12 protein-coding genes are annotated in these 12,403 nt (G+C 44.3%); 6 read left to right on the top strand and 6 right to left on the bottom strand.

From position 1 onward, the window contains the following. Positions 1 to 33 precede the first annotated feature (33 nt). Entirely contained in the window at positions 34 to 1,239 is a 1,206-nt protein-coding gene (locus H0W44_09685; protein ID MBA3582709.1) for a CoA transferase, read from the top strand. Positions 1,240 to 1,465: 226 nt separating this feature from the next. On the opposite strand, the gene H0W44_09680 is transcribed toward H0W44_09685, so the two are convergent. The 6 genes from H0W44_09680 to H0W44_09655 form a co-directional block, all read right to left on the bottom strand. After that, positions 1,466 to 3,115 carry an electron transfer flavoprotein-ubiquinone oxidoreductase gene (locus H0W44_09680; GenBank protein ID MBA3582708.1) on the bottom strand — a complete coding sequence of 550 codons (1,650 nt, stop codon included), beginning with the start codon at positions 3,113 to 3,115 and terminating at the stop codon, positions 1,466 to 1,468. 59 nt (positions 3,116 to 3,174) lie between these two features. Beyond that, a complete protein-coding gene (locus tag H0W44_09675; GenBank protein ID MBA3582707.1) occupies positions 3,175 to 4,104 on the bottom strand; it encodes an electron transfer flavoprotein subunit alpha/FixB family protein in 930 nt (309 codons plus the stop codon). Positions 4,105 to 4,107: 3 nt separating this feature from the next. Next, a complete protein-coding gene (locus tag H0W44_09670; protein MBA3582706.1) occupies positions 4,108 to 4,857 on the bottom strand; it encodes an electron transfer flavoprotein subunit beta/FixA family protein in 750 nt (249 codons plus the stop codon). A gap of 125 nt (positions 4,858 to 4,982) precedes the next feature. Beyond that, positions 4,983 to 5,813: an HDOD domain-containing protein gene (locus H0W44_09665; protein ID MBA3582705.1), complete on the bottom strand. Its 831-nt coding sequence runs from the start codon at positions 5,811 to 5,813 to the stop codon at positions 4,983 to 4,985. Further along, positions 5,791 to 6,174 carry a helix-turn-helix domain-containing protein gene (locus H0W44_09660; GenBank protein ID MBA3582704.1) on the bottom strand — a complete coding sequence of 128 codons (384 nt, stop codon included), beginning with the start codon at positions 6,172 to 6,174 and terminating at the stop codon, positions 5,791 to 5,793. Before H0W44_09660 ends, H0W44_09665 begins: the two co-directional genes overlap by 23 nt. Positions 6,175 to 6,578: 404 nt before the next feature. Further along, positions 6,579 to 8,087, bottom strand: a complete 1,509-nt coding sequence (locus H0W44_09655) for a M48 family metallopeptidase (protein MBA3582703.1) — start codon at positions 8,085 to 8,087, stop codon at positions 6,579 to 6,581. Between the two features lie 338 nt (positions 8,088 to 8,425). Here H0W44_09655 and H0W44_09650 point away from each other — a divergent pair, with 338 nt between their 5' ends. The 5 genes from H0W44_09650 to H0W44_09630 all read left to right on the top strand — a co-directional run. Further along, a complete protein-coding gene (locus H0W44_09650; GenBank protein MBA3582702.1) occupies positions 8,426 to 8,734 on the top strand; it encodes a hypothetical protein in 309 nt (102 codons plus the stop codon). 518 nt (positions 8,735 to 9,252) lie between these two features. Then, the gene (locus H0W44_09645) at positions 9,253 to 10,122 is read left to right on the top strand and encodes a mechanosensitive ion channel family protein (protein ID MBA3582701.1); all 870 of its coding nucleotides are present in this window, start codon (positions 9,253 to 9,255) and stop codon (positions 10,120 to 10,122) included. Between the two features lie 59 nt (positions 10,123 to 10,181). Further along, positions 10,182 to 11,138: an HPP family protein gene (locus tag H0W44_09640; GenBank protein ID MBA3582700.1), complete on the top strand. Its 957-nt coding sequence runs from the start codon at positions 10,182 to 10,184 to the stop codon at positions 11,136 to 11,138. A gap of 12 nt (positions 11,139 to 11,150) precedes the next feature. After that, positions 11,151 to 11,351 carry a hypothetical protein gene (locus H0W44_09635; GenBank protein ID MBA3582699.1) on the top strand — a complete coding sequence of 67 codons (201 nt, stop codon included), beginning with the start codon at positions 11,151 to 11,153 and terminating at the stop codon, positions 11,349 to 11,351. Between the two features lie 238 nt (positions 11,352 to 11,589). Next, positions 11,590 to 12,403, top strand: an 814-nt coding sequence (locus H0W44_09630) for an acetolactate synthase 3 large subunit (protein ID MBA3582698.1), incomplete at its 3' end; no start/stop codon positions are given.

The raw sequence follows: 12,403 nt of genomic DNA, 5'->3' as shown, positions 1-12,403 counted from the left end.
AAGTGTCCCGTGCTCTTCATTAATGGAAATAGTATGAGTTTATTAAACGATATTCGAGTATTAGATTTAAGTCGCATATTAGCCGGGCCTTGGGCTAGTCAGTTATTAGCTGATTATGGTGCGGAGGTTATCAAAATTGAAAAACCAGGCGAGGGTGATGACACGCGTCGTTGGGGCCCGCCGTATTTAAAAAATGCGCAAGGCGACGATACTACTGAGTCCGCTTATTATTTAGCCGCGAATCGTGGTAAACATTCGGTGACGATTGATTTTACACAAGCCGCGGGCCAAGCATTGATTCGTGAATTAGTAAGTATTAGTGATGTATTAATTGAAAATTATAAAGTCGGTGGATTGAGTCAATATGGTTTGGATTATGCGAGTTTGTCAGCGCTTAATCCGCGTTTGATTTATTGTTCTATTACTGGTTTTGGTCAAACCGGACCGTATGCGCAGCAAGCCGGTTACGATGCGATGATTCAAGCCATGGGCGGATTGATGAGCATTACGGGTGACAATAGTGGTCAACCACAAAAAGTCGGTGTAGCCGTAGTGGATTTAATGGCAGGCATGTACGCGAGTAATGCCATTTTGGCTGCGTTGCATCAACGTCAACGTACCGGCATTGGTCAGCACCTTGATGTTGCTTTATTAGATACACAAGTTGCATGGTTAGCGAATCAAGCATTGAATTATTTGGTGAGTGATGAAATACCGCAGCGTCAGGGCACTGCGCATCCGAACATTGTGCCCTATCAAGCGATGCCGGCAGCTGATGGTTATTTTATGTTGGCAATTGGTAATGATCGGCAGTTCCAACAATTTTGCGGATTGGCGGAGTGTACAAGTCTTGCTGAAGATCCGCGTTTTATGACTAATGCGGCACGCGTGCAACATCGTGAAGCTCTGATTGCATTGTTACAAATACAAACACGCAAAAAAAATGTAGCGGAATGGTTAATGCTATTACAAAATCATCATGTGCCCGCCGGACCTATTAATAATTTGCAGCAAGTATTTGCCGATCCTCAAGTACAACATCGCGGTTTACAGCAGTCGCTTGCGCATATTCATGGCACAGTGCCGCAAGTGCTGCAGCCAGTGAAATTTTCGGCAGCCAACGCGCAAAGTCAAAAAGCCCCGCCAACCCTGGGTGAGGATACTGATGGTGTGTTAAGGCGTTTATTAGCTAAAAAAAATGAAACCTTATTGGAACTTCACCAACAGGGGGTGCTCTAACTTAGCGTTGGGGCTCATGGATTGGGAACCAACACCCCCTGAAGATGGTTAGTTAGAGCATGTTGAGCAAGAGGTTGGCTTACCTCCTCCGAAGAGCCAAACAACGCCGGTTCCGCAGTAGCCGGCGTTGTTTTTTTATAGCTAAATAAATGTTTGATCACGCATAAAAATGCCGGCAACGCCGGCATTTTTATTAGTTAAGTTATTATTGAATTGTATTTGCGAATTACATTTGCGAGTAGTTGGGCCCGCCGCCGCCTTCAGGTGTTACCCAAACAATGTTTTGATGCGGATCTTTGATGTCACAGGTTTTGCAATGTACGCAATTTTGCGCATTAATTTGTAAACGCGGTTGATCGCCTTCTTCAACAATCTCATAAACACCTGCGGGGCAGTAACGTTGCTCAGGTGCATCAAAGTGTTTCAAATTATATTGAATAGGAATGCGTTCATCTTTTAGCGTTAGATGACCGGGCTGGTCTTCTTCATGAAATGTGTTTGATAAAAACACAGAAGACAGTTTGTCGAATACAAAAACGCCATCCGGTTTCGGATAAGTGATTTTTTTGCAGTCTTGTGCGAGTTTTAATTGTTCGTGATCGGCTTTTGGGTCACGCAAAGTCCACGGTAAATAACCATTAAAGATGTTGATATCAATAAAGGCATAAGCACTGCCGATGATGTTGCCCCATTTATGTTGTGCGGGACCGAAATTGCGTTGCGCCCATAATTCTTTATAAGCAGATGATTGTTTGTAAGCATCGGCAAATTCTTTGATATCGTCATTGGCGCGATTGGCTTGTAATGCTTTGAAAATACTTTCGGCGGCGACCATGCCCGATTTCATGGCGGTGTGATTGCCTTTAATTTTAGCGAAATTCATCGTGCCCGCGTCATCACCAATTAATAAACCGCCGGGAAAATGCATTTTTGGTTGTGATTGCAAGCCGCCTTTAGTAATAGCGCGTGCGCCGTAAGAAACGCGTTTACCACCGGTGATGTATTGTTTTATTTTAGGATGCAATTTGAAGCGTTGGAATTCATCAAATGGGCTCATGTGTGGATTGCTATACGACAAATCAGCAATCAAACCTAGCGCGACGATATTATTTTCTAAGTGATATAAAAAGCCACCGCCTGCTGAATCAGTTTCATTTAACGGCCAACCGGCAGTGTGCACTACTAAACCTTGCTGATGTTGCGCCGCAGGAATTTCCCACAATTCTTTAATGCCGAGTCCGTAATGTTGTGGATCTTTATCTTTGTTGAGACGATATTTTTCAATTAAGCGGCGGCCTAAATGACCGCGACAACCTTCTGCAAAGACAGTGTATTTTGCGAGCAATTCCATGCCGGGCGCAAAACTCGATTTGTGTTCGCCTTCTTTACTAATACCCATGTCGCCAGTAACAACACCTTTCACTGCGCCGTTGTCTGCGTAAACGATGCTTGCAGCAGGGAATCCAGGATAAATATCAATGCCTAATGCTTCAGCTTGTTCGCCTAACCAGCGCACTAAACTACCGAGGCTAATAAGATAGTTGCCTTCGTTGTGCATGGTTTTTGGTACAAAAATATTGGGAACTTTAATGCTGCTAGTCGCATTGTGAAAAACATACACGTCGTCATTTATAACAGCGGTATGTAGTGGAGCGCCTTTGCTTTTCCAATCAGGAATTAATTCATTTAGTGCGCTGGGTTCAAACACGGCGCCGGATAAACTATGTGCGCCAACTTCAGAACCTTTTTCAACGACACAAATGCTGATTTCATGATTAGCCGCATTGGCTAATTGTTTGAGTTTAATGGCGGCGGATAAACCCGCTGGGCCTGCACCCACAATCACAACATCGAATTCCATCGATTCGCGTTCCATGGCAACTCCCACTTTAATAATGAATGATATTTAGAAGATAAAGTACAGTCGGTTGACGCTTACAGCGCGTCAACCAACTCAGGTATGATTTTAAATAAGTCACCAACTAAACCGTAATCGGCTAATTGGAAAATAGCAGCTTCAGGATCTTTATTAATCGCAACAATTACTTTGCTATCTTTCATACCGGCGAGATGCTGAATAGCGCCGGAAATGCCGATCGCAATATATAATTCCGGTGCAACGATTTTACCGGTTTGACCGACCTGATAATCATTCGGTACATAACCTGCATCTACTGCTGCGCGTGATGCACCAATCGCTGCGCCTAATTTGTCGGCGAGTTTTTCGATGAGTTGAAAATTTTCTGCGCTACCAACCCCGCGACCACCCGACACCACAACGCGCGCGCTGCCTAAATCAGGACGTTCAGATTTGGTGAGTTCTTGACTCACAAATTGCGAAACGCCGGCTGATGCAGTGGCGCTGATCGTTTCAACACTGGCATTGCCGCCATCAGTTTTCGCTGGATCAAATGCGGTGGGACGCATGCTTAATACTTTTTTTGCATCACTGCTTTTTACAGTTGCAAACGCGTTACCGGCATAAATGGGACGGATAAAAGTGTCGCCCGAAATAATTTTGGTGATATCAGAAATAGGCGCAACATCTAATACGGCGGCGACTCGCGGTAAAAAGTTTTTGCCGAAAGTAGTGGCGGGTGCGATGACATAATCAAAATCTTTTGCAACTGCGATCACTTGCGCAGCCACATCTTCCGCTAATTGATGTGCAAAATGTGGAGCATCGGCTAATAATACTTTGCTGACGTCCGTTACTTTTGTCAGAGCATCTGCAACTGGTTTTGCATTGTGACCAATGACGAGTGCCGTCACCGCACCGAGTTGCGCGCTGGCCGCTAGCGTGTTGAGACTGGCGGGTTTAAGGTGGCTATTATCGTGTTCAATGACAACTAAAACTGTGCTCATGATTTAAATCACTTTGGCTTCATTTTTGAGTTTACCGATAAGATCGGCGACGCTTTCGAGCATAACACCTGCGGAACGTTTGGCAGGTTCTTCTACTTTTAAAGTGGTGATGCGCGGTGTTACATCAACGCCTAAGCTTTCAGGCGTAACGATATCCAACTGTTTCTTTTTGGCTTTCATGATGTTGGGTAACGTTGCATAACGTGGTTCGTTTAAACGTAAATCAGTGGTAACAATGGCGGGTGTTTGAATTGAAATGGTTTCTAAGCCGCCGTCAATTTCACGCGTGGCTTGTACACGACCGCTTTGTAATTCTAATTTTGAAATGAAAGTGGCTTGTGGCCACTCTAATAAAGCCGCCAGCATTTGACCGGTTTGGTTATTTTCCGCATCAATGGATTGTTTACCTAAAATCACTAATTCAGGCGCTTCAGTAGCCACTAATGCTTTTAAACTTTTAGCGATTGCTAACGGCTGCACATCCACATCGGTTTGAATCAAGATAGCGCGATCAGCGCCCATCGCTAATGCCGTACGCAAAGTTTCTTGGCAAGCTTGTGTACCCATCGTGACGACGACGACTTCGCTGGCTTTGCCGGCTTCTTTGAGTCGCACCGCTTCTTCAACGGCGATTTCGCAAAATGGATTCATGGACATTTTGACATTGGCGGTTTCAACACCCGTGCCATCGGACTTAACGCGGATGCTGACATAGGCATCAATGACGCGCTTAATAGGGACAAGAATTTTCATCAGATTAGGCTATTTTGAGTCAGTATGAATGGAAATTTAGGGCGGCCATTCTAAGTTTAAACGCCCCCCCATTCAACCTATTCAATTCATTGAATAGCTCGGATCGGAACTTATAGAGATGGGATTTAATTACCTAACAGGACGCCCGCGGCATCTTCGAATTGCGCATCAATCATGGGCTTGATCTCGGCCACTAGTTCATCATCACCCACGCCGGTGAGTTCACCTAAATAATGATCAATAATGGGTGTCGCACAGGCGTCATGTGCGAATAGGGCGGTTTGATGGCCCAAATTCAAAATGGCCGCATGATAATGATAAGGCCCCGTGATTTGCGCCGGTTCTAAGTAATAACGTACCGGTATGGTCACGCTTTCGGGCAATTTCCAGCGTTCTAATAACGCCGCGCCGACGGCCGCGTGATCAAAACCCAAGGTGTTCTTTTCTAATTCATGACGAGGATGATCCGCACAAGTACCGCTTAATAATTCGGACATGAGGTCGGGCAGCGCGCGAAATAACACCAGCTCGCCTACGCCGCGGAGTAAACCAGCGGTAAATAAGCTGGAAGTATCTAATTGCGTACGGCGACCCAATTGTTTAGCGGTGAGCGCCCCGTACAGATTAATGCGCCAAAAGCGCTGCATGTCGAGGTGCATTTCTAAACCACGGAACACATCAATGACTTCGGTGGAAATAATCAAGGCGATTAAATCATCCGTGCCAATCAAAACAATGGCTTGTTCCACCGTTTCAATGGATTGACTGCCGTAAAACGCGCTATTCGCTAAACGTAATATGCGTGCGCTTAGACCTACATCGGTTTTGAGGGTGTTGGCAATGTGTTGCGTCGAGCTGTTACTGGCGGCAACGGCTTGCTGTAGTTTGGCGATCACATCAACCGCCGAAGGTAATTGGGCTTGATTGATTAGTTCATTGAGTTTGCGTGTTGGCATGGTGTTTGATGATCCCATCGATATCCTGTTGTGCAGCTAGCGGCAGCGTCAGGTAATTTTTTACCAAATTTGTTAAATGATCGGTCATCAGTCCGAGTTTTTCTGGGTTATCGAGTAAAGCAGGATCATCACTGGTGTATTCGGCAATGGCATAAATGACCGAACCACAGGTGCCTAAACGAAAAGCGATGGCATCTAAATAGCGCGCAATGCTGACACCACCAGGCAACCCGCGCTCAAAGCGGGATAGGTTGGCAGCTTCTACTTCTAGGGCAGCGCTAAGTTGATTGACGCCTAAACCCCGTGCTTTTCGCAAAGCGCGGACCACGGCTCCAATCAAGGAGGGGGATTGCTCGGTCATGTTGTTGACTTCTATGAACATCTGTCAATTATTCGACCGCATGCTATAACCAAATACCAAGAGGCGCCATTGTTGAGATTACAAATAGTAATGACCAGCTGTTGAGCTGAAGCTTTGTTAACGATGGATATATTAACGTTTTTTTAAGTTCTGTAGTGCTTGTAAACCAGAAAAGTGACAATTTTATGGCGCTTTTAAGGTCGCTGGCTGAGGCTTTGTAATGGTTGGTCGTTGCTGATGGGCGTCATAAAATATTCGAGCGCACGTCATTCATCATTTTGCGGTGGATGTGGTTTGGCGCCAAGACGGTGGTGTAATGTTTTCTTTATTATAGAGAGGGAAACGAGCGACTTGCCTAATGGCTGCATTCTAAAGTCCGATTCTCAATAGCTAATGCTGTTTTGTTAGCTATTATCACGACGCGACATTTTGACAATAGCATTTAAACGCTCTTCGATTTGTCGACGCGTAATGATGCCAGGTTTGTCGTTTAAGGCATCACGTAGTTGCGCGATAGCCGCTTGATAATCACCTTTCCAAAAATAATATTCAGCCATTTGTTGATTGGCCAAAATACTTTGTTTGTTACGATTATAAAGTTCTGCCAGTTGCCGATAAAAAACCGGTGTTAACGGCGGGTGTTTACGTAAATATTGTTCAAGAACGTGAATGGCTTGTGGCAGCGGCGCAACTGGAGAGAGATTTTTTTTATCTTGTCGCTCAGGTGTTTTGTTATTTAATGGTTCAGTATTGCTGTGCATTTCATCATTTGCCGCAATCGTTGCTACTACATTTTCGCTGTTAGCTAAACTTTCAGCGTATAACATGACTAAGGCGTAGTGATCGGGATAAAGCTGTAACACGTTATATAACAAAACTTGCACTTGTTGCGCATGATTTTGCGCTAATTCCACGCGGGCTAATGCCAACACATACGGCAGATTTTCAGGAAATTGTTTTACCAAAAGTTTTAGTATGTCAGCGGCGGCCGCAAAATTACGATTCCGTTCTAAGGCTTGTGCATAAGCATAATTCGCTAATGGACTAGCGTCATGATTTATTGCAGTACGACGCAGTAATTCGGTAGGTTCATTACTCGTTAATGTAGTCAAACGAATTTTCGCAAGCGTGTAGCGTTCGCTGCTAACGTGTTTGCGCGCTGGAAATTGTGCGATGCGTGCTTCAGCTTCAGCAATGCGATCATTATCTAAAGGATGAGTACGTAAAAATTCTAAATAATCAGGCGTACGACTCGTGCTTTTGCCTTGTAGTACTTTAAAAAAATTGGCCATACCTTGTGGATCATAATCAGCGCGTTGTAATAATTGCATGCCCACCCGATCAGCTTCAATTTCATGGATGCGCGTAAAGTTAATTTGATTTTGTTGCGCGCCTGCCATGCCCGCATAGATAAGTGCGGCACCTGCATCACCCGCGCCGCCCATTGTCAATAGCATGCCCGCCAGTATTGCACCAAGGGTTGGAATAGATTTACTTTTTGCATCCGCAATTTGTCGTGCGATATGACGTTGCTCGACATGAGCAATTTCATGACCAACGACGCCAGCTAATTCGCTTTCATTACGCGTGTTGAAAATTAAACCCGCATTAACACCGATGTAACCGCCGGGTACCGCAAATGCATTAATACGAACATCGTTGACCACAAAAAAATGAAAATTAAACAAGGGTTCGTCTAAATGTGTGACCAGCGTATTACCCAAATGTTGGATATATTCGACAATTTCTGGATCATCTAAAATGTTGCCTTGACGATACAGCTCGCGCATAAAAGCCGCGCCCAATACACGTTCATCATTTGGTGATAAATGTCGATCAGCCGGATCGCCAATGGAAGGTAATAAAGGCTCGCGCTCCAATGACGTAAAAGGACTCGCGGCCTTTGTTGGCATTGCTAGTAATAAAGTGCAGGTGCACAGCAGCGTAAGCCAGCGTTGAGCTAGGTAGTTTTTGTTTCGTATTGGTAAGAGCGGCAACTGCACCCGGTTTATCCTGTTATTGGCCAATTCAGCACAATGTCGTAATCCTACTGACATCTGTGCTGGCTAACAATTCATTAAATTAAAGTCAAAGGTTAATCTTGTCTGCGATTAATAGATATCTTGGTGGGGAATATTGTGGTTCTATCGTAGGGGTTCTTGATAGTCTTCGCTAAATATTCAATGATTGGGCGACAAAAGAATAAATAGTGATCGATATATTTTTGCTCGCACGCTCAAAGGGAATGCGAATGATTAAAAAAAGAAACTTTAGTGCTTATGAAAATATAGTGTTGATTTTGACACTTGGCGCCGGCGTATTTGCTGCAACGTATTGGTGGATAAATAGTAGGCTAGCGATAGGAGGTGCATTATTTTTTCTGTTAGGTTCTGGATTTTTATATGCGCGATCTTTGCGAAGAGGCGTGATTGAACTAGAAAACTATAAAGGCGTCGATTCTGAATCACCATCAATAGAAATGTCTCATCCTATTCCTAGGCGCAAGCGAGAAGAGTCAGCGGTTGAATTTGATGACGCTGGTGGAGACTATGGAGATTAAAATCAAATCGCGTTTTGTCGATCATAGTGTTGGTTTCTGACATAAACTTATCTCCTTGAAATAAATAGCGGCAGGTAGAGTAGAAAATGCTCGGCTTGGAAAGATGATAATTTTCTGGGAAAATGTTTGGTGAGTATTGAAATTAAATATAAGCTTGTTGATTTAATTATCAGGTGTTTTCCTAATTTAGAGATGTGCAGGTAATAAGTCTGTTAACAAATGACAATGGCGTGCGAATCAGAACTTGGTGTATTGCAAAATTCTTTAAAGCAAGTATTGCCAAGAACGCATTTGCCTCTACGCCAAGAGAATCATGCGGCGGTTTTTATTGTAGAAAGTTTATTTGGGTCGATTATTGTAATTTTGAGCGATCTTTTTTAAACAAAGTAATCAAGAGTTCAGCTGCTTCGCTTTAGCGAGCACTTTGAAGAGCCAGCGTTAATCCTGATGGTGTAGACTTTGTAAAGCTGTTTTAATGACATTGACGTATTTCTAGGGCATCGCTGCGGGAGAATAAAATGGATTATGTGTTAGATGGTTTTGTTGCTCAAATAAGAGATTATTTTTCGGCGGCACGGATAGGCGGTTTTTTGGCAAATTCATTAATTAATGTGTTGTTGATAATCATAGTTTTTGTTCTGTTTTACGTATTGTGGCGACTGTTGCAAAATTTATTAATGCCGAAGTTTAGAGCAAAAGTTGATAAGACCAGTGCGGCTTTATTGGACGCAATATTTAGATCTTTTTTTATCGGCGCGGGTATTTTAGTTGCTTTGAGCGTTGCTGGTGTGCAAACGACAACGATGTTGGCATCCCTAGGCGTGTTGAGTTTGACGATTGGTTTTGCTTTGCGCGATACGTTATCAAATATTATTTCGGGTTTTCTGATTTTTTTGGACAGACCTTTTACCATTGATGATTTAGTTGAGATCGATGGAAAATACGGCCGTGTGGACCGAATTACTTTGCGCACCACGCGGATTGTAACAATAGACGGCCGTATGTTAGCGGTACCCAATGCCGAGGTAATGAATAAAACGGTCGCATCCTATACAAATTTTCCGCATTTGCGTTTGGATGTGGCAGTGACGATAGATGTTAATGAAAACTTAGATCGTGTACGTGCTGTATTATTGCAATTAGTGAATCATGACACCGACTATATGACGGAACCAAAACCTCGAATGGTTGTGACGCAGTTGAATGATTATAATGTTGCTTTGGAATTGCAGGTTTGGCTTGAAAATGAGCGCCAACATATACACAAGCGTTATGAGTTGCGTGAAAAAATATTTAAAACCTTCATGCAAGAAGGCATTAATATGCCTTTTGAAACTATCGAATTGGTTTCTCCATCAATTGTTAATATTTTAAATAAATCGAAGTAAGTGTGTTCTGAAAAATTTATACAGAATTAATACGATCAATTGTTATTAGGGTTTATGGCGTGCAAGCAGTTCATTGGTCAACAAAATTATTACATTGGTGGGGCATAGAATTTAGCCCCGTCAGTCATGCAGAGCGTATTATTTCTGCCATCGGTGGTTTCTGCGGTATTTTATTTATTTTGCTAATCAGCACGGAGTGTACGCGCAGTTTAGGCGTGCAAGCACAAGTATTAATTGTGGCATCCATGGGCGCGAGTGCAGTGTTGTTATTTGCAGTACCGCATGGCGCGCTTTCACAACCGTGGTCATTAGTGGGTGGTCATTTATTATCCGCATTAATTGGCGTTGCCTGTCAGCAATTTATTTCGCAACCTATATTCGCAGCCGCTATTGCGGTGGGCTGCGCTATTGCCGCGATGCATTACGCACGTTGTCTTCATCCGCCGGGTGGCGCCACTGCTTTGTCAGCGGTGATTGGTGGGGAAACCGTACACGCATTAGGTTGGCAGTATGTGTTGTTTCCAATTGGCGTCAATGTAGTCGTTATTTTAATCGTGGCGCTGCTAGTGAATGCGCCGTTTGCATGGCGACGTTATCCAGCCGCATGGGCGCGTAAAACGAAAATAAACACACCGCCACAAACACAATTTACGCACGGCGATTTTGCATGGGCGTTGCGCCAAATTGATTCTTTTATTGATGTCAGTGAAGATGATCTTGCGCAAATTTTTGCTTTAGCGAATCAACATGCGCAAATGACACCTTTAGACACGAGTTTGATCGAAGTCGGTGGTTTTTATAGTAATGGTCGTTTGGGCGATGATTGGGCAGTGCGGCGAGTATTGAGTGAAACGATGACCGCAGACGATGCGCATCAACTAGATTATCAAGTAGTTGCTGGACGTGATCGTGGGAATAATAATGTGCAATGCACTAGAGATGAATTTGCGAATTGGGCGCGGTATGCTGTGATAGCAAATGGCGATAAATGGCAGCGTTTAACGTCTAACATTTAATTGGAGAACGGTATGCGTGGATTATTGTTAAGTGGGTTGATTTTGGGTTTGCTTGTGGGCTGCACGAATAAAGACATTTATAGTTCGTCAGAAGGTGCGCGTCAGCAAGAGTGCCAAGACGTGTTAACGAGTCCTGAACGAGAACTGTGTTTAGACGCGGCGAATAAAAGTTATGAACAATATAAGCGTGAACAAGACGAAGTACGACGTTAACTTCTGAATTGAGTAATAGTTGGGTGAGTGTTTGAGTAAGTTTCATAGTTTTTAGCTTTGCATAAAGCCGGGCTATGACTATCCCGGCAAGCCACCTTTAGAAATCGCTATTTACCGCCTGTTTTAGCCTTCAAGCCCTTGATTCGCTTGACCTTCGCGCTTAGAAGCAGTAGTTTTGCCGGTTCTTTTGACGCACTCTTTTTATACTTCTGTTCGAGCGTCCCTTTTGGAGGCAATTGTGGTTTTATCCGGTGGCGAAATCTTGATGCAGTGCCTGAAGCACGAAGGCGTGGAATACGTTTTCGGCTATCCGGGCGGCGCGGTGTTACACATTTATGATGCGATGTTTCAGCAGAAAGATGTGGCGCACGTGTTGGTGCGTCATGAGCAAGGCGGGGTTCACGCCGCTGACGGTTATGCCCGTGCCACGGGTCGGCCTGGTGTTGCCTTAGTAACTTCGGGACCAGGAGCGACCAATGCCATTACGGGTATTGCGACCGCGTATATGGATTCGATCCCGATGGTTGTGATCACGGGACAGGTGCCGAGCACGTTAATTGGCAGCGATGCGTTTCAAGAAGTGGATGCAACCGGCATCACGCGTCCTTGCGTAAAACATAATTTTTTAGTTAATCGCGTGGAAGATATTGCGGTGACTATGAAGAAGGCTTTTTATATTGCAACCTCTGGCCGCCCCGGTCCGGTAGTGGTCGACATTACTAAAGATGCGACCGATCCCAAGGTGAAGATTCCTTTTGAATATCCCAAAGAAGTCAGTTTGCGCTCCTATCGTCCGGCGGTGCAGGGGCATTCTGGGCAAATTCGCAAAGCTGTTGATTTGTTATTAGCGGCGAAACGCCCGATGATTTATTTTGGCGGTGGCGTGGTGTTGGGCGGTGCTTCCGATGAGTTAACGCGTTTTGTGCGTGCTTTAGCTTATCCCACCACGGGTACTTTGATGGGTTTAGGCGCTTATCCTTCTACCGATAAATATTTTATCGGTATGCTCGGGATGCACGGTACTTATGAAGCCAATATGGCCATGCATGAGT

The organism is Gammaproteobacteria bacterium (assembly GCA_013817245.1).
In the GTDB taxonomy this organism is placed as follows: Bacteria; Pseudomonadota; Gammaproteobacteria; order HTCC5015; family HTCC5015; genus JACDDA01.
The sequence above is the reverse complement of the archived record's forward strand: the minus strand, read 5'-3'. Positions and strand labels throughout refer to the sequence as shown.